The sequence below is a fragment of the Mesorhizobium sp. M0514 genome (genome assembly GCF_040321145.1).
GTDB lineage: Bacteria > Pseudomonadota > Alphaproteobacteria > Rhizobiales > Rhizobiaceae > Mesorhizobium.
Genome location: NZ_JAMYQZ010000060.1, coordinates 24,398 through 40,307 on the forward strand (window position 1 = coordinate 24,398; position 15,910 = coordinate 40,307).

General features: G+C 63.5%; 18 protein-coding genes. 11 read left to right on the top strand and 7 right to left on the bottom strand.

What is annotated here, in order from left to right; translation table 11 throughout:
• The first annotated feature begins 23 nt into the window (after nucleotides 1-23).
• Entirely contained in the window at nucleotides 24-989 is a 966-nt protein-coding gene (locus NKI61_RS22395; protein WP_023714109.1) for a hypothetical protein, read from the top strand.
• Nucleotides 990-1,058: 69 nt separating this feature from the next.
• Here the strand turns inward: NKI61_RS22395 and NKI61_RS22400 are convergent, their stop codons facing one another.
• A complete protein-coding gene (locus NKI61_RS22400; protein ID WP_023714108.1) occupies nucleotides 1,059-1,502 on the bottom strand; it encodes an SRPBCC family protein in 444 nt (147 codons plus the stop codon).
• 416 nt (nucleotides 1,503-1,918) lie between these two features.
• On the opposite strand from NKI61_RS22400, the gene eglC reads away from it, so the two are divergent.
• The 3 genes from eglC to NKI61_RS22415 are packed head-to-tail and all read left to right on the top strand — an operon-like array spanning nucleotide 1,919 to nucleotide 6,427.
• Nucleotides 1,919-3,343, top strand: a complete 1,425-nt coding sequence (eglC, locus tag NKI61_RS22405; RefSeq protein WP_023714107.1) for an endo-1,3-1,4-beta-glycanase EglC — start codon at nucleotides 1,919-1,921, stop codon at nucleotides 3,341-3,343.
• A complete protein-coding gene (locus NKI61_RS22410) occupies nucleotides 3,344-5,104 on the top strand; it encodes a type I secretion system permease/ATPase (RefSeq protein WP_023714106.1) in 1,761 nt (586 codons plus the stop codon).
• A 3-nt stretch (nucleotides 5,105-5,107) separates the two neighbouring features.
• On the top strand, nucleotides 5,108-6,427 hold the full coding sequence (locus NKI61_RS22415; RefSeq protein WP_023740859.1) for an HlyD family type I secretion periplasmic adaptor subunit: 1,320 nt from the start codon (nucleotides 5,108-5,110) through the stop codon (nucleotides 6,425-6,427).
• 84 nt (nucleotides 6,428-6,511) lie between these two features.
• On the opposite strand, the gene NKI61_RS22420 is transcribed toward NKI61_RS22415, so the two are convergent.
• The 4 genes from NKI61_RS22420 to NKI61_RS22435 all read right to left on the bottom strand — a co-directional run bounded on the left by NKI61_RS22420 (nucleotide 6,512) and on the right by NKI61_RS22435 (nucleotide 8,068).
• Entirely contained in the window at nucleotides 6,512-6,727 is a 216-nt protein-coding gene (locus NKI61_RS22420) for a type II toxin-antitoxin system RelE/ParE family toxin (protein WP_348528155.1), read from the bottom strand.
• Nucleotides 6,724-7,005: a type II toxin-antitoxin system ParD family antitoxin gene (locus NKI61_RS22425; protein WP_023669694.1), complete on the bottom strand. Its 282-nt coding sequence runs from the start codon at nucleotides 7,003-7,005 to the stop codon at nucleotides 6,724-6,726. The genes NKI61_RS22420 and NKI61_RS22425 overlap by 4 nt, the downstream gene beginning before the upstream one ends.
• A 68-nt stretch (nucleotides 7,006-7,073) precedes the next feature.
• On the bottom strand, nucleotides 7,074-7,496 hold the full coding sequence (locus NKI61_RS22430) for a helix-turn-helix domain-containing protein (RefSeq protein WP_352788443.1): 423 nt from the start codon (nucleotides 7,494-7,496) through the stop codon (nucleotides 7,074-7,076).
• A gap of 179 nt (nucleotides 7,497-7,675) precedes the next feature.
• Nucleotides 7,676-8,068 carry an AraC family transcriptional regulator gene (locus NKI61_RS22435; RefSeq protein WP_245272515.1) on the bottom strand — a complete coding sequence of 131 codons (393 nt, stop codon included), beginning with the start codon at nucleotides 8,066-8,068 and terminating at the stop codon, nucleotides 7,676-7,678.
• Nucleotides 8,069-8,303: 235 nt separating this feature from the next.
• Between NKI61_RS22435 and NKI61_RS22440 the strand changes: the two genes are divergently transcribed.
• The 5 genes from NKI61_RS22440 (at nucleotide 8,304) to NKI61_RS22460 (ending at nucleotide 12,240) form a co-directional block, all read left to right on the top strand.
• Complete coding sequence (locus NKI61_RS22440; protein ID WP_023683109.1) at nucleotides 8,304-8,723, top strand: hypothetical protein; 420 nt, start codon at nucleotides 8,304-8,306, stop codon at nucleotides 8,721-8,723.
• 28 nt (nucleotides 8,724-8,751) lie between these two features.
• Nucleotides 8,752-9,900, top strand: a complete 1,149-nt coding sequence (locus NKI61_RS22445; protein ID WP_023747058.1) for an amidohydrolase — start codon at nucleotides 8,752-8,754, stop codon at nucleotides 9,898-9,900.
• 88 nt (nucleotides 9,901-9,988) lie between these two features.
• Nucleotides 9,989-10,348, top strand: coding sequence for a hypothetical protein (locus tag NKI61_RS22450; protein WP_023710844.1), 360 nt, complete (start codon nucleotides 9,989-9,991; stop codon nucleotides 10,346-10,348).
• Between the two features lie 105 nt (nucleotides 10,349-10,453).
• The gene (locus NKI61_RS22455; protein WP_023710845.1) at nucleotides 10,454-11,329 is read left to right on the top strand and encodes an alpha-1,2-fucosyltransferase; all 876 of its coding nucleotides are present in this window, start codon (nucleotides 10,454-10,456) and stop codon (nucleotides 11,327-11,329) included.
• A complete protein-coding gene (locus NKI61_RS22460) occupies nucleotides 11,326-12,240 on the top strand; it encodes a glycosyltransferase family protein (protein WP_023710846.1) in 915 nt (304 codons plus the stop codon). Before NKI61_RS22455 ends, NKI61_RS22460 begins: the two co-directional genes overlap by 4 nt.
• Here NKI61_RS22460 and NKI61_RS22465 read toward each other — a convergent pair.
• Together NKI61_RS22465 and NKI61_RS22470 are read right to left on the bottom strand one after the other, a co-directional pair.
• Nucleotides 12,224-13,435, bottom strand: a complete 1,212-nt coding sequence (locus NKI61_RS22465) for a cytochrome P450 (RefSeq protein ID WP_023710847.1) — start codon at nucleotides 13,433-13,435, stop codon at nucleotides 12,224-12,226. The genes NKI61_RS22460 and NKI61_RS22465 overlap by 17 nt on opposite strands.
• A 13-nt stretch (nucleotides 13,436-13,448) precedes the next feature.
• The gene (locus NKI61_RS22470) at nucleotides 13,449-14,117 is read right to left on the bottom strand and encodes a GNAT family N-acetyltransferase (RefSeq protein ID WP_031199642.1); all 669 of its coding nucleotides are present in this window, start codon (nucleotides 14,115-14,117) and stop codon (nucleotides 13,449-13,451) included.
• 198 nt (nucleotides 14,118-14,315) lie between these two features.
• Between NKI61_RS22470 and NKI61_RS22475 the strand changes: the two genes are divergently transcribed.
• A complete protein-coding gene (locus NKI61_RS22475) occupies nucleotides 14,316-15,308 on the top strand; it encodes a hypothetical protein (protein ID WP_023710848.1) in 993 nt (330 codons plus the stop codon).
• A 160-nt stretch (nucleotides 15,309-15,468) separates the two neighbouring features.
• The gene (locus NKI61_RS22480) at nucleotides 15,469-15,909 is read left to right on the top strand and encodes a lipid-binding SYLF domain-containing protein (protein ID WP_023686526.1); all 441 of its coding nucleotides are present in this window, start codon (nucleotides 15,469-15,471) and stop codon (nucleotides 15,907-15,909) included.
• Nucleotide 15,910: the final 1 nt, after the last annotated feature.

The window sequence follows — 15,910 nt, forward strand, 5'->3', positions numbered from 1 at the left end:
GGTTCGGGCGGGAGGGTTGTCCGGTGCGGTTGAAATCTCTGGCTGTCTTTGTCTTTGGCCTCCTCGCCATCGCCGGCATCGCCTTGACGATGTCTGCCCGGTCTTTTGCCGCGTCCTCCGATTTACCGGCGTGGCTGCAGGCCCACGTCGGCAATGACGACGGCGAGATTTCGCAAGTGGTGCTGGAGCGGGCGCGCGCGCTTTACCTGAAGAAGGTCGCGCAAGGCGCGGTCCACAATGGCTGCTATTTCGCCATGGATGCGACGCGCCCCGGCGATCTCGGCAATGGCGTGCTGGGGCGGCGCTACTACGTCATTTGCGAGGCCAAGCAGTCGTTCAGGGCGATCTCGTCGGGCCATGGCGGCGGCCGCAATCTGAAGGGCGTGGTCGATTTCTCCAACGGGAAGCGCTGCGCGAAAAACTTCGGCAATGCGCTGGACTCGTCCTTGACGACCGGCGGCGCCTATATGACCGGCGAGGCAAAGACCTCATTCAAGGGTTTTTACCGCATCGGCGCAAAAAAGGACCAGGCGCTGCTGCGCACCTTCATCCAGTTCGACGGTGAGGGCGAGACGGCGAATGCCAGGCAGCGGGTGATCGGCGGCCACGCGGCGCGGCTGTTGCGCGGCATGTGCCTGCGCAAGAACCCGAACAGCTCCTATGCCGACCATGACGGCTTCGTCCCATACGGCAAGCTGGTGGATTACGCCGGCGGCCGCAGCAATGGCTGCACCAGCTGGTCGCCGTCCGACGCCGACCAGATCATTTCGATGGTGAAGAGCAATCCGACGACGCTCTATATCTACCCGGAATCGCGCGACATCGCCGCCGTTGGTAAATCGGGCGCCTATTGGAATGCGTCCTGCCTGAAGGAGATCGGCAAGCCGAAATTCTGGCCGCGAAAGAGCCTTGAGCCGATCATCGCGCAATACGCCAAGGACAACCCGCCACCGCCGCCACAACCGTTGCCGATCTGCACCGGGCCGTGAGGGATGAGTCCTCGGCTCGGCATTGTCGGCGGCGCGGACTGGCTGGGCGGCGCCGCCGATCGATGGGCTCTACTGATTGATCTCGGGTTCGACGAGCTTTGCCAGATTGCGCAGCGACTCCTGCCAGCCGAGATAGCAGGCTTCGGCCGGAATAACGTCCGGAATGCCGGCCTGCGTGATGTCGAGTTCCGTGCCGACCGACACTTTCTTCAGGAGCACGGTCACTTCGATCTGGCCGGGCAAATTGGGGTCGTCGAACCTGTCGGTGTAGCGCAGGCGCTCGCCGGGAACGAGTTCGAGATATTCGCCGCCGAAGGAATGGCTGCCGCCCGTCGTGAAGTTTCGGAACGACATCTTGAAGGCGCCACCGACTTTCGCGTCGAAGCTGTGTACCGTGCAAGTGAAGCCGTTCGGCGGAAGCCATTTCGCCAGCGCGTCGGCTTCTATGAATGCGCGGTAGACCTTCTCCGGGCTGGTCGTCAGAACGCGGTGCAAACGTACGGTGCTTGGCATCTCTTCGGTATCCTTTGTGGTTTCGTTGTTCGATGCCCCAAGGACGGGTGAACCTCACCCGGTCCGACACAGCCTGTCAAATTTTCTTGAGCCCTTTGCCGGCGGCCATCCGCCCACGACTTCGACCGCCGCCTCAGGCAGGCGGCCGTGTCGCGTCAAATTTGCATGCATCATTGACAGATTGCTTAACTTTTCGGCGCGGATCTCACAATTTATTAAAATTGTAAGTCTCTCCTACAAAGTTGTATTAGGATCGGCTTAACGCCTTCGGCATTATCTATTAAATGACGGACGACGATCTCCTTGGTGTACTATAGAATGATTCCCTGGAACGACGGATCAATTTAAGAGTTGATCCGAAATGGTCGCTCGAAGGTTGTCGAACGACCAAGGCAGCACGCGCAAGGAGTGTCGGAATGGCCACAGTCCTCAACGCCAAAGGCATTCCACTTCCCTATACCGGCGCTTCCACCCATTGGTTCTCGGCGACTGGAGGCGCGTCTTACCGCTACGGCACCTCGGGCAACGATTCCTTCTGGGGCGACACCAACGTCAAGGTCACCATGTATGGCGGCGCGGGCGACGACTATTACCATCTCTATTCGACGATCAACAAAGCGGTCGAGAACTACGGCGCGGGCGTCGACACGATCGATACCTGGATGAGCTACAAGCTGCCCGCCAATTTCGAGAACCTCGTCGTCACCGGCGACGGCCACTATGCCTTCGGCAATGCTCAGGACAACATCATAACGGGCGGCGCTGGCAGCCAGACGCTGGACGGCGGCAAGGGCAATGACGTGCTGATCGGCGGCGCCGGCGCCGACACCTTCATCGTCACCAAGGGCAATGGCAGCGACCTGATCTCCGATTTCGGCGCGACCGACACGGTGCGCCTCAACGGCTATACCTTCACCTCGTTCGAGGCCGTCCACGCCAATATGGTCCAGGTGGGATCGAACGTGCAGCTGAACCTCGGCTCGAGCGAGGTGCTGGTGTTCCACAACACCACGATCGACAAGTTTCAGCCCGGGCAGTTCGAGCTGCCGATCGACAAGACCGGCATGACGCTGTCCTTCAACGACGATTTCAACACGCTGAGGCTGTGGAACGGCCAGAGCGGCATCTGGGATTCCAATTTCTGGTGGGGGGCGCAGAACGGCAGCTCGCAGCCCCAGAACGGCGAGCTGCAATGGTATATCGACGCCAATTATGCGCCGACCAGCTCGGTCCATCCGTTCAGCGTCGCAAGCGGCGTGCTCACCATAACCGCGGCGCATGCGCCCGACGACATCAAGCCGCTGATCAACAATTACGAATACACTTCCGGCATACTGACGACGCACGACACCTTCTCGCAGACCTATGGCTATTTCGAAATGCGGGCCGATCTCCCGGAAAACGCCGGCGCGTGGCCGGCCTTCTGGCTTCTGCCCGAAGACGGTTCATGGCCCCCGGAACTCGACGTGATCGAAATGTATGGGCAGAACCCGAATGCGCTTCTCATGACCGCGCACACAAATGAGACGGGAACCCACACCACGGTCGGGTCGACGGTGAATGTCTCCAACACCGACGGCTATCACACCTATGGCCTGTTGTGGACGCCGGATAAGCTGGTCTGGACCTATGATGGCGTCCAGGTCGCGGAAGCGGCGACGCCGTCCGATATGAACAAGCCCATGTATATGCTGGTCGACCTTGCGGTCGGCGGTCAAGCCGGCGCGCCGCCCGACCATCTGGCGACGCCCGCGCAAATGAAGATTGACTATATCCACGCCTATACGCTGAACGATTTGCAGCAGAGCCATCTGAGCACGACAGCCGAGCACGCGGTCTAGATGTCACGGGACCGCGCGCCACTCAGGGATGCGGCCATCGGCCTGCGCCCGGTTTTCCTGCGCGGCATCGCCGATATCGGCATCTTTTCGTTGCTGATCAACATCCTGCTCCTGGTGATCCCGCTCTATCTGCTGCAGGTCTATGACCGGGTGTTGCCGTCCTCCAGCGTCGAGACGCTGCTTTATCTCTCGGTCATGGCGGTCGTCGCGCTCGCCTTCCTCGGCCTGCTGGACGCGGTCCGCGCCATCTACGCGCAACGTGTTGCGGCCACCGTCGACCAGAAACTGGGCGCGCGGACATTCGCCGCCTCGCTTGGCGCCAGACATGCCGGCAGCGGGCTGTCGCCGCTGAACGACCTTGCCACGACTTGCGCCTTCATCAGGTCGCGCGGCGTGGCGGTGTTGTTCGACCTGCCGTTTGCGCCCGTCTTCCTGGCCTTGCTCTATTTCATCCATCCCGTCCTGTTCTGGCTGACGCTCGCCGGCGCCGTGCTGCTGTTTCTCTTGGTCGTGGCCAACCAGCTTGCCATCGGCAGGAACGATGCCATGTCGGCGGAACGCTCGGCGGTGGCCAGCCAGGTGGAGCAGGCCTTCGCCCGCAACACCGACACGCTGCGCGCCATGGGCATGGTGCAAAATGCCGCCGCGGTCTGGGGACAGCACGTTGCTGAGGCGCTGACCCTGCATGACCGTTCCGGAAGCGCCAATGCGATCTTCAGCGCGACGTCGCGGGCGCTGCGCATGATGCTGCAACTGGCGATCCTCGGCGCCGGCGCGTGGCTGGTGCTGCAGGGGCAGATGACCGCCGGCATGATCTTCGCTTCGTCGCTGGTGTCGTCGCGCGCGCTGCAGCCGCTCGACCAGCTGATCGGATCCTGGCGGCAGATCGTCGACGCCACGCGATGCTGGAAGCGGCTGGACACCGCCCTTGCGGCGCAACCAGCGCAGGGGCGCAAGCTCGCACTGCCCGATCCATTGGGCGCGATTTCGGTGCAGGATCTGTTCTTCATCGCGCCGACTGCGGCTTTCGGCACTGAGCCCATCCTCAAGCGGTTGAATTTTGCCATCGGCGCCGGCGAAGCGGTGGCGATCGTCGGCCCGAGCGGGGCCGGCAAATCGACGCTGGCGAAATTGCTTGTGGGCGCGCTGCAGCCGACCGGCGGCGCGGTCAGGGTCGACGGCGCCGACCTGAGGAGCTGGGACGAAACCCAGCTTGGCAGGCATATCGGCTATCTCGCGCAGGAGGTGGAGCTTTTCCCGGGATCGATCGCGCAAAATGTCGCCCGCTTCGAACCCAACGCCGATGACGCCGCGATCGTCGAAGCGGCCAGGCGCGCCGAGGCGCATGAGCTGATTCTCACGCTGCGCGACGGCTATCAGACCATGATAGGCCCGTCGCATACCGTGCTGTCGGGCGGCGAGCGCCAGCGGATAGGGCTGGCGCGCGCCTTCTACGGCAAGCCACGCATGCTGGTGCTGGACGAGCCCAACGCCCATCTCGACGGCAGTGGGGAGGCGGCGCTCGAAGGGATGCTTTCGGCCGCGCGAAGTGTAAGCGTCACGACAGTCGTCATCACGCATCGCCCTTCGATCGCCGCGGCCTGCGACCGCGTCATGGTCCTGCGCAACGGCATGGTCGAAGCTTTCGGCCCTGCGAGCGAGGTGCTGAGGCAACCGGCGGCCGGCAAGGCCGGGAGCGCGGTGGTGACAGGCTCGTTCGTGCCGACCGTGCGCCCGCACAGCGTCCGCTTCGGGTCATAGACGATGATGCAGCAGAGCCTCGCCTTCGAAGGTCGACCGCGCACCGACTTCCGCCGCATGGCCGTCGTCGGCTACGTGGCCATAGCGCTCTTCGTCGGCTGCTTCGGCCATTGGGCGGCGAACGCGCCGCTCTCCGGCGCGGTGATCACCTCCGGCACGATCTCGGCGACGGGCGGCAACATCCTCATCCAGCACCCCGAGGGCGGCATCATCGAGCAGTTGCTGGTGCATGAAGGCGACCGCGTGCAACAAGGCGAACCGCTGGTCCTGCTCGACCGCAGGGCGGCCGAGACCGACCTCAACCGGCTGACCAGACAGACGATCGCGCTCAGGGCAAGTGCCGCGCGACTTGAGGCCGAGCGCGACGGATCGGACAGGCTGGCGCCGATCGCCGAAGCAGCACCCGCGCCGTTCCAGCGCGATTTCGACAATCTGGTGCACGAACAGCAGAAGGAGTTCGAGGCCAGGCTCGCCCGGTTCCGCTCCGAGCAGTCGATCCTGGCGCAGCGCGTCGCCATGCATCGTGAGTCGGCGCTGGGACTGGAGGCGCAGAAACTCGCCATCCAGCAACAGGCCGAGATCGTGAAGAAGGAACTCGGCATCAAGACCGGCCTGCTCGACAAGGGTCTCACCAACCGCAGCGAATATTCGCAGCTTCTGCGCAGCGAGGCCGATCTGGTCGGCCAGGCCGGCGCGCTGGAGGCGGATATCGCAGCGACCAAGACGCAGATCGTCGAAGCCCAGGCGCAGGTCGAGCGCGCGACCACGCAGCGCGTCGAGGACGCGCTGACCAAGCTCGACGAGGTTCGCACCAGCCTGGCCGACATCGGCGAACAGATCACCGCAGCCGAGGCGGTGCTGGGGCGCACGACGATCAAGGCGCCGGCAGCCGGCATCGTGGTATCCTCGATCTACAACTCCAAAGGCAGCGTGATTGCGCCGGGGCAGAAGATCATGGAGATCCTGCCGACCGCGTCGGGCCTCATCGTCGACGCGAAGCTGCGGCCGAAAGACGTGGACCTGGTTCGCGTCGGCCAGCCGGCGAAGCTCAGGCTGTCCGCCCTGAACGCGCGCCTCACCCCTGAGGTCCCGGCTACGGTGACGCAAATTTCCGCCGACCGGCTGATCGATGAAACCACGCATGAGGCGTATTTCCGCGCCAGGCTGAAGATCACCGACACGCTGCCGCAGGGCGTGAAAGCCGAGCAGCTTTACCCGGGAACGCCGGTCGAGGCGTTTATCAGCACCGGCGACCGAACCTTCCTCGAATATCTGGCGCGGCCGATGCTGGACTCGTTCGCGCGGGCGTTCACGGAGCGATAGGCGCCAACTCGTCCTCCCAGTTGACGCCGCCGTAGAACACCCTGAGAATCACCACCTGGTCGCCTTCTACGGTGAAGGCCACAGTCAGGCGGCGCTCGAAGCCACGATGCGAAGCCCCGGCCGCACATCATCCCTTAGGGTTCCGCGTTCCGAGGCATGGTCGAGACCCAGGCAAAATCGCTCGATCCGCTCGATGTAGCGAAGGGCGGTGAGGTTGCCGGATGCGTGAGCGACCGTATCGTATATCCATAACAGGTCCGTCTGGGCTTCCGGCAAAAGGACAACATGCCGGCGCTTCACACGTTCCCCTTGAGGCGAGCTGCGTGATGTGCGCGGATGCTGTCAAAAGACTTGTCGGCCGGGATGGCCTGGGAGGGGTCTGCCTTCCACCTATCATAGGTCGGCGCGACCTCCTCACGCAGCCAGCGCTCCACGGCGGCGTCGCGTTCCTGCAATGCGCGAAGACCGGCGCGGATCACTTCACTGCTGGTCGCGTATGTGCCGGACCGAACGAGCTGGTCGATGAAAGCAGCCTGCTCGGCCGGCAGGCTGAAGGTGCGTTTTTCGGTGGCGGACATGGATCCCTCCTATCAGGTTGGTATGATATTATCATACCAACGGCGAGATCGCACGCCCCAATATAGGCTTAGGGACCGCTCCCCTTGCCGTCGGCAAAGACACCGGACATTCGGTTCGGATGCCTGAGATGGGTCGGCGTGATACCGGTCTGATGGCGGAAGACACGGCTGAAATGGCCGGCATTGGGAAAACCGCAGCGGTAGGCGATGTCGCCGATTGCCAAGTCGCTCCCCTCCAGCAGCGACTTGGCCTGATGTACACGCAGCGCAAGATAGGCGGCCATCGGGCCGATGCCGAGCTCGGCGCCGAACAGCCGCTCAAGCTGGCGCCGGGATAAATGCAACCGGCCCGCGATCTCGGCGACCGACAGCGTCTCCTGGAGATTGCTTTCCATCAGAAGCAGCGCCCGTTTCACCGCTCGGCTCGACGCGGCCGGAAAGAGATCGCCGACGGGCTGCACATCCAGGGTCGAGCGGATGCGGTCGAGCACGAGGATCTTGGCGGCTTTTCCGCAGCCTTGCGGCCGATGAACTGCGACACGAAATGGCCGGCAAGGTCGGCCGCACCCGTGCCTCCGGCGCAGGTCGAGCGGCCCCTATCGACGGAAAACAGGCTGTCGGCATGGGCGTTCACATCAGGGAATTGGCTGCGGAAATCCTTGATGTGAAATCAGCTGACGGCGGCACTGTAGCCATCGAGCAGACCGTAGCGCGCGAGCACGAAGCTGCCGGTGCAGAGTGCCGTCAGCGGCACGCCCTTTTCGGCCGCCCGCAAGAGGAAGGCCTCCTTTTCGGAGCTGAGGCTGCGGTTGGTGTCGAGCAGGCCGCCGACCACGACGACATTGTCGAACTTCTGCGGATTGCCGATCGCCTTGGTCGGCAGCAGCTCGACACCGCAACTCGCCCGGATCGGCAGGCCACGCTCGCCGACGATCTCCCAGTCGAACTCGATCCGGCGGCTGCGGTCGCCTTCATCGCCGGCGAGCCGCAGCGTGTCGATGAACAGCGACAGCGGCGACAGCGTGAAGTCGCGAACCAAGAGAAACGCAAACCGCCTGGCCATTGTTGCTCCGAAACCGTTCCTTCGGGTGGATGGAGCCTAGTTGCTGAAGATTGGCACGGACTCGAGCACCATGCCCCTCAGGATTGGCCGCCAGATGTCGGAGATGAGATTGACGACCTTAGTGTGCAACCGGTCGGCCATCTCTTCTCCAATGTTTCGAGAATAGGTCCAAAAGAGCTTTGACCGATTGTTGGAGCCGAATGTAAGGATGATCTTCGGTTAGGCGGGAGGGAGCATGGGTCTCGACTTGGCGGTTTTTAAAAGCGTTTCGACCATGGAGCGGGAATTCCCCGGCTATCGCTTTCAGCGGGATCCGGAAAACGGCGAATGCGAGGTGATCCATCCCGAAGACGTGACTCTCACCTGGGACGATGTCACAACGCGTGACTGGCGTGTCGGAAACATAGCCCACATTGCGGCGCTCGGGGAGCTGATTGCCGGTCTTCTCGGCGAAGGGTCAGCGCTGGAACGGATGGTCCTCCTTTCAGCCAGCGGTGTTGGAGACGTCATCGAGGAGCCGAGCTTCGGCGAGCTTGAGCGCGAATTGCGACTGATCGAATCCAGCACCGACCCATGGGTTCGGGAATTTGCCGATGGACTAGTGGAATTGATCAGTATGGCACGGCGTGAGAAAAACCCTATCGTGTTTGTGTAACCTGCAGCACCAAAGCGGAGCCCAAGCCATGACCCTGACCAATCGCGATATCATCGAGCTGACGGCATGGCGCCGCAAGCTGCACCAGCAGCCGGAAATCTCCAACGAAGAGGAAAAGACCGCCAAGGAGGTTGTCGACTTTCTCGCCGATACCGGGCCGGACAAGGTGCTGACCGGGCTTGGCGGCCATGGTGTGGCAGCGGTGTATGACAGCGGCAAGGCAGGGCCTACGGTGCTGTTCCGCTCGGAAATCGATGCGCTGCCGATCGAGGAGCTTTCGGGCGTCGACCATGCCTCGCAGGTGCCGGGCAAATCGCATATGTGCGGCCATGACGGCCATACCGCGATCCTGGCCGCACTCGGCCGTCAGCTCGGGCGTGAACGGCCGGCGCGCGGCCGCGTCGTCTTGATGTTCCAGCCGGCGGAAGAGACCGGCAATGGCGCGGCCGGCGTCGTCGCCGATGCGCGCTTTGACGAGATCGCGCCGGATTTTGCTTTCTCCCTGCACAATCTGCCGGGCGTGCCGTTCGGCGAGGTTCGCCTCAAGCCCGGCGTGGTCAACTGCGCCTCGCGCGGCATCCGCATCGTGCTGGACGGCAAGACCGCGCATTCGTCCATGCCCGAAACCGGCGTATCGCCGATGCTGGCGGTGAGCGAGCTCATGCCGCTGCTGCCGGCGCTCGGACGCGGCACCTTTGCCGACGATGATTTCAGCATGGTCACCGTCACCCATGCGACGATGGGCGAGGCCGTGTTCGGCATCGCGCCCGGCTACGCCGAGGTGTGGGCGACGCTGCGTACAAGGCGCGACGAGCGCATGGCGGAACTGGTCGCGGCGGCGGAAGCGTTGGCCACCAGGATCGCGGCCGAGCACCGTCTTTCCGTGCACTGCGATTATCATGAGATTTTCGTCGCCAGCGTCAACGCGCCCGATGCGGTGGAGCATCTCAACCGCGCGTTGGACGAAGAGGGTGTGCCGCGCAGCGAGGAAGCCCTGCCGATGCGCGCCTCGGAGGATTTCGGCATTTTCGGCCACAAGGCGAAGTCGGCGATGTTCTTCCTCGGCGCGGGCGAGCGCACCCCGTCATTGCACAATCCCGACTATGATTTTCCCGACGATCTGATCCCGATCGGCTCGAAGATCTTCATGCGCACGGCGCGCAACCTGCTGGGGTGAGCGGCCCTGCAAAATCCGCATCCTGAAGCTGCCTTTTTCCCGCTGGAATCGTCTTGTAGTCGCCTCCTACATTAGGAGGGGCTTGCGGATGAGAATTGCAATGGTCGTCGCGTTGACTGCGACAGTGGCAGGGTGCGTATCGTCTCCGGTCCAGTATGGAGCCTCGCTCTCGCCGCAGGACCCGAAATGGGCGACGCCGGAATGCCAGCAGGCCCGCACGGATGCCTTGAACTACGACCGGCGCGAGAAGGAGCATCCGGGATGGGCCGCCGGCGTCGTGCTGGGGCCTTACAGCATGGGGCTCGTTGCGGCCATCAAGGAGAATGAGCAGAAGCGGCGCCGGCTGCTCGCACGCGAGGTGCATTTGCAGTGCTCAAGCCTGCCCTTGCCGAGGGATCTGGACTTCGATCCAAAGATCTACGCGCCAAAGCCGACGCATTATCCCTGAGGGTGGCTTGCCGGCGGCGATCATGATGCGCCCTTGGCGTCAGAGGCCAGTCGACCGGCCCGCGCAGCTCGGGTAACAATGACCGTCTTTGGCGAAAGGGGTCCAATGCGGCAAGTGCCCATCGTGATGCAGCCGTTTGGCGGCATGGCGAACAAGATGTTCCAGTACATGTTTTGCCATGTGCTGGCGAAGCGTATCCCCGGTGGCTATGTCTGCGACGCCGACCTGCCGGAATGGTCCATTGCCAAGGTGCGGCCGCCTTTGTTGTGGAAATACCGGCTGCTTCGGGTCGACGGCTATCACCGCTACGACCTCGACGGGATCATAGCCGCGCTCCGCGACAGGCGGGCGCGGAGCATCCGCTTCAAGGGCTTCGCGCAGCGGCTGGGTTATTATGACCGGGACGAGGTCTCCGGGCTGTTCGACGGGCGTGCCGTCGCCGCGCCGACCCATGGCGACGATTTTCTCGTCATCCATGTGCGGGCCGGCGACATCCTCGACGGCTTCCACCGCAACTATTGCCCGATGCCATTCGGCTTCTTCGAGACGCTCATCAAGGATAGCGGCCGCAAGCCGGTCTTCGTCGGCCAGACCCATGACGACAACGATTATTGCCGGCGCCTGCGTCAGCGTTTTCCCGATGCTGTCTTCGCGCCGAAGGCGTCGCCATTGACGGATTTCGAGACGCTGCGCCGGGCGAGCCATCTCGTCACGGGGGTGAGCAGCTTCTCCTGGCTGGCCGGTTGGTTGTCTTCGGCGCGGACGATCCATCTGCCGGTGGCCGGCATATTCGACCCGCGCATCAGGCCGGATATCGACTTGCTGCCGCTTGACGACCCCCGCTATCGGTTCCACCAGTTCGACATGGGCGACTGGACGGGCTCTTCGGAGCAGCTTGCAGCATTTTATGGCGACGCGATCCCGTTCCGGCAGGTCGAGCCTCAAGCAGCAGCCGGTGGCGCGGGGAAAGCGTTGCGATGAGAATTCCGTTTTCCGTCAACAGGCCGGTGATCTGCGCGATCATGAAGCTGGAGCAGCCCTATGTGATCGAGTGGGTCGCCTGGCACAAGCTGCATGGCTTCGACCTGATGATCGCTGACAACTGCAGCGCCGGACCGCAGACGGCGGTGCTCCAGGCGTTGCGCGATGCCGGCTGGATCCGGCTGGTCGACTGGCGACACGACACGGTGCTGCCGCAGCGGCGGGCCTATTCCTATCTTTACTGGCAGGCATTGCTCCACGGCTATCGCTATCTGGGCTTCATGGACGCCGACGAGTTCCTCGAGCCGCTCGACGCGCCGCCCTGGAGCGGAGCCGAACTGGTCCGCTCGCTTTTGAGCCGCCCGGGCGTGCGCAGCGTCGCCTTTCGCTGGGTGAATTTCGGCAGCGACGGCAAAGAGGCCTATGACGACGAACTGGTGACGGTGCGGTTTCAAAGGCGCGGCACGCATGACGCCCCGACCGCGCGCTGGAAGAAGTCGTTTGCCCGCGTGTCCTCGGTGCTGCGCAAGGCGCTGCGGGATCCCGGGCAGTTCATGCCGCACCCGCACGGTTTCCGCATCTCGCTGCGCAGGACGCTGGTCGACGGCATGACGCTCGACAAGCACCCGGCGGCCATGCCGATGGAATGGAAGATCGGCTGGATCCGCCACTATGCCGTGAAATCGAGGCAGGAACTGGCCGACAAGCATGCCCGCGGCGGCGGCTTCACGCCGTCGAGCGAGGCGCCGTCGCTGGACGAGTACCGGGTATCGAGAGATCAGAACGATATTCTCGATCCGCTCGACGATGCGACGGTGGGCGCCTTGCGGGCAAAGGTTTCGGAAATCGTCAGGTCGCTCGACCCGGCGGTCATGCCCCAGACGCGGCCGCTTTTCACGCAGCGGGGTTGAGGATCAGCGGCGCGGTAGCCATGCCGTGAAACGACATCGAGGCGCGGCGCTCGGCATTTGCGGCATCGAGCCGCCATCCGGGCGCACGGGTGAACAGGGCTTCTATCATCGCCGCGATCTCGATACGGGCGACATGCTGCCCGAGGCAGACATGCAGGCCGGTGCCGAAGGTCATCGACATGGTTGGCGGGCGCGTGAGGTCCAGCCGGTCGCCATCGGCGAAGACGGCATCGTCGCGATTGCCGCTGCCGAGCACCGGCACGACCGCTTCGCCAGCCGCAATCCTGACGTCGCCGAGGTCGATGTCCTGCGCCGCGATGCGGGCGACGGCGTATTGCACCGAGGCGCCATAGCGCAGCAGTTCGGCCGCCGCGCTGCTCCAGTCGACAGCGCCGCGCTCGAGCAGCGCGCGCTGTTCGGGAAAGCGATCCAGCGCAACAATTGCGTTGCCGAGAGCGTCGACGACAGTCTCCTGTCCGGCAAACAGCATGAAGACGATGTTGGCCACCATGTCCTCACGCGACCAGCGGCCTTGCGCAACCTCCCGCACCATGCCGGCAACCATTCCGTCCGGCCGGTAGGCCTGTCGAGCCAGCCGCTCCTCGACAAAAGCCTGGCATTCGCGATAGGCCTCGGCGCTTGCTGCCGGCGGCTGCGCTCTTCGCAGGTCGAATGCGCTGGCCATGCGGCGGGTCACCGATTTCAACGCCCAAGGGTCCTCGATCTCGATGCCGAGGATTTCCTGCAGCAGCCAGAAGGACACCGGCACGGCGAGCCCGGCGACGGCGTCGACGCGGCCATCCGCCAGCGCACGCTCGACCAGCTCGTGGCTCAGCGCGCGAAGACCTTGCGTCAGCGCTTCGATGGCCGGCCGTGAGAAAAAGCCAGCGACCGGCCGGCGCAAGGCGCCATGCTGAGGCGGATCGGCAAGCAGCACCGAGCGGCTGAGCAGAGCCATGGGCGCATGGTCGACGAGCTTGCGGCGGACCTCTTCATATGTACCCGGCGGCGCCTGAACAAGAGCGGGATGCTTCAGCGCGCCCGACACCAGCTCATGGCTGAACACATAATGCGCGTCGGCCAGCTCGGGATAGGGCGCGACGCCGCGCGCAATGCCGCCGGCGGCGCGCATGCGGGCGAAATGCGGAAACGGGTCGTCGCCGAGCGCGAACGGATCGAAATGCGGAGCTGTCATGACGGCTCGAATCTCATGCCTTGAGATTCTTGGCTGAAATGACCCTGAAGCCGCCTGACGTGGCGTCCTGCGGGAAGAAGTCCGGCATGACGTAGAGGAACTCGCATCCGTAGACGCGGTAGTGCATGCGCAGCAGCGGATCGCGGATGATCTCTTCCAGCGGCGGTCTTGTGCCGGTCTGGTTCCAGCGGTCGATGGTGGCGCGGAACCGCGCATCGGCCTTGACATGATCATACTCGTCGCCCGAGGAGCCGGCATAGGACGAGCAGCGGCCATCGCCGATCAGCCAGCTGGCGCCCAGGCGGCGGCCGTGGCTCTCCATCTCCTTCAAGAGCCGCACCGCCGTGTTGGTGCCGCGATGGCTCGGCCGGACGCAGAGATTGTAGGCGTAAAGCGCGTAAACCGGCTCGCTGCGCGGCAGCGATGCATAGGCATCGAAATTCCTGGGGAAATCGGCGCGCACCAGCGGATCCTGGCTGGTCTCGGCAAAGCAGATGGTGCCGGCAAGCAGATCGCCATCGATCGCGCCGAACATGGTGTGTCCGAGTGCCAGCCGGTGGCGGATGGTCGTTTCGCTCGCCTGCAGCGGGGCTGCCCAGGCGGCAGCCTCAAGCTCCATCAGCAACGGCATGTCTTCCAGCTCTAACCGGCGGATGGGTATCGCAACATCGTCTAAATTCATGTGTCGGCTGCCTCGACTTCTAACGCGTTGATGGCGCATGGCAGTTTCTTGCCAATGCGGTTTGCAGCTTCACGGAAACGTCAACCTGTTCTATCTCCTGTTTGACGCATGCCGGATCGAGAACCATTTCACGGCTTTCACAAGCCTGTCTAATCATCATGGTTCCCCTTTGCAATTACATACGGACAACGGAAACGCATGATATTTTACGTCGCGCATCGGGAGCACGCCTACACGCAGGCGGTGGTGCTTCTGTATCACCGGACTGACCTGGAGGCGTGGTTCCGGCTGGTGCGCTACGAGGATGCCGGGCTGCTGCGCGGCGTTCGCGCCGGGGTGGTCATCTGGTCCGACATGGACCGGCTGACATCGGACGAATTGAGCCGCGCGGCCGGCATCAGCGCCGAACTGGCTGACAACACCGGCCTGACGCAGCTCAATCACCCGACCGCCAGCCTGCAGCGCTTCGACCTGCTGCGCCTGCTTCACGCCGACGGCAGCAACGCTTTTCGTGTGTTCAGGCCGGACGAGTTGGAAGAGCCGATACGCTATCCCGTTTTCATCCGCGACGAGACGGGCGCACTCTACAGGGAGCCGCCGCTGCTGCACGACCGGCCGGCGCTGGACGCCGCGATCGCCCGGCTGGACGGTAGCGATCTAGTGCGGCCGATGGTGGTGGAGATGATCGGCACCCCCGGAATGGACGGTTATTTCAGGAAGTACGCGGCGTTTCGGGTCGGCGATACGATCTACGGCCAGCATTGCGCCATGTCGAAATCGTGGTTCGTCAAGAATTCGCCCGAGCAATTGCTGCCGGCGCATATCGAAGAAATCAGGACCTATATCGATACGAATCCTGACGCCAATGCGGTCATGCGGGTCTTCGAAAAAGCCCATATGCAGTATGGACGCATCGACTACACATTCGTCGACGGCAGGCTGGTGGTGTTCGAGATCAACAGCAACCCCACCGTGCTCAGCGACCCGCCGACGCCGTTCGCCAGCTATGACCCCAAGCCCTTTGCCGATCTTCAGGCCGACGCGCTGCTCGCGCTGCCGCAGGCTACCGAGGCGGACTCGCTGGCTGCAATCGACACCGCCCACCAGTCGGCGCTGGCCAAGTTGCGGCGCCATTACCAGATGAGGCGGCTGAAGTTAATGCTGCGAAAAGTGCTCAGGAAGAGAAAATAGGCGCCGCCTCCTCCGCAACCCGAAAGTACACCACGTCACGTTTCGTCGGATCTTGTCACAGCCTGCCTGGAACCAAATCACGGGCTAGATTGTTCAAGTTGGTTACGAATTCGACGCCGCCTGCCGGCTGGGCAAGCGGCGCACTTGAGGAGCTCCCACCATGACCATCTCGTCCAGCTTTCGTTCGCTTGCGGTTGCGGCCATCACAACTGTGTCCGTCAGCGCTGCCAGCGCCGCGCATGCCGATAGCGGCACGATCCGCTTTGCCGTCTACAAGGCGGCCTTCTTCGTCGGCGGTTCCGGCGGCGAGGGGACGCTGACCTTCCACGGCCGCTCCTATCCCATCACGATCGGCGGCGTTTCGGGCGGCTTCGCCTTCGGGGTTTCCAAGACCTATTTCCGGGGCACCGTGCGCCATATCCGCAGGGTGCGGGATGCGACCGGCGTTTATGGCGCGGCCGGCGGTGGCGGCGCGCTCGGCAAGGGGGCGCAGGTGATCGTCATGACCAACGACAAGGGCGCCCAGCTCGAGCTTACGGGCCGGCAGGTGGGGCTGCAGGTGAATGCAGATTTGAGCGGGATGGCGATTTCGTTGAAGTAGG

Excerpts from the sequence above, each read along its gene's own strand:
- NKI61_RS22400 (WP_023714108.1), bottom strand. The coding sequence starts at position 1,502 with ATGCCAAGCACCGTACGTTTGCACCGCGTTCTGACGACCAGCCCGGAG.
- eglC (WP_023714107.1), top strand. The coding sequence starts at position 1,919 with ATGGCCACAGTCCTCAACGCCAAAGGCATTCCACTTCCCTATACCGGC.
- NKI61_RS22410 (WP_023714106.1), top strand. The coding sequence starts at position 3,344 with ATGTCACGGGACCGCGCGCCACTCAGGGATGCGGCCATCGGCCTGCGC.
- NKI61_RS22415 (WP_023740859.1), top strand. The coding sequence starts at position 5,108 with ATGATGCAGCAGAGCCTCGCCTTCGAAGGTCGACCGCGCACCGACTTC.
- NKI61_RS22425 (WP_023669694.1), bottom strand. The coding sequence starts at position 7,005 with ATGTCCGCCACCGAAAAACGCACCTTCAGCCTGCCGGCCGAGCAGGCT.
- NKI61_RS22435 (WP_245272515.1), bottom strand. The coding sequence starts at position 8,068 with ATGGCCAGGCGGTTTGCGTTTCTCTTGGTTCGCGACTTCACGCTGTCG.
- NKI61_RS22440 (WP_023683109.1), top strand. The coding sequence starts at position 8,304 with ATGGGTCTCGACTTGGCGGTTTTTAAAAGCGTTTCGACCATGGAGCGG.
- NKI61_RS22445 (WP_023747058.1), top strand. The coding sequence starts at position 8,752 with ATGACCCTGACCAATCGCGATATCATCGAGCTGACGGCATGGCGCCGC.
- NKI61_RS22450 (WP_023710844.1), top strand. The coding sequence starts at position 9,989 with ATGAGAATTGCAATGGTCGTCGCGTTGACTGCGACAGTGGCAGGGTGC.
- NKI61_RS22455 (WP_023710845.1), top strand. The coding sequence starts at position 10,454 with ATGCGGCAAGTGCCCATCGTGATGCAGCCGTTTGGCGGCATGGCGAAC.
- NKI61_RS22460 (WP_023710846.1), top strand. The coding sequence starts at position 11,326 with ATGAGAATTCCGTTTTCCGTCAACAGGCCGGTGATCTGCGCGATCATG.
- NKI61_RS22465 (WP_023710847.1), bottom strand. The coding sequence starts at position 13,435 with ATGACAGCTCCGCATTTCGATCCGTTCGCGCTCGGCGACGACCCGTTT.
- NKI61_RS22470 (WP_031199642.1), bottom strand. The coding sequence starts at position 14,117 with ATGAATTTAGACGATGTTGCGATACCCATCCGCCGGTTAGAGCTGGAA.
- NKI61_RS22475 (WP_023710848.1), top strand. The coding sequence starts at position 14,316 with ATGATATTTTACGTCGCGCATCGGGAGCACGCCTACACGCAGGCGGTG.
- NKI61_RS22480 (WP_023686526.1), top strand. The coding sequence starts at position 15,469 with ATGACCATCTCGTCCAGCTTTCGTTCGCTTGCGGTTGCGGCCATCACA.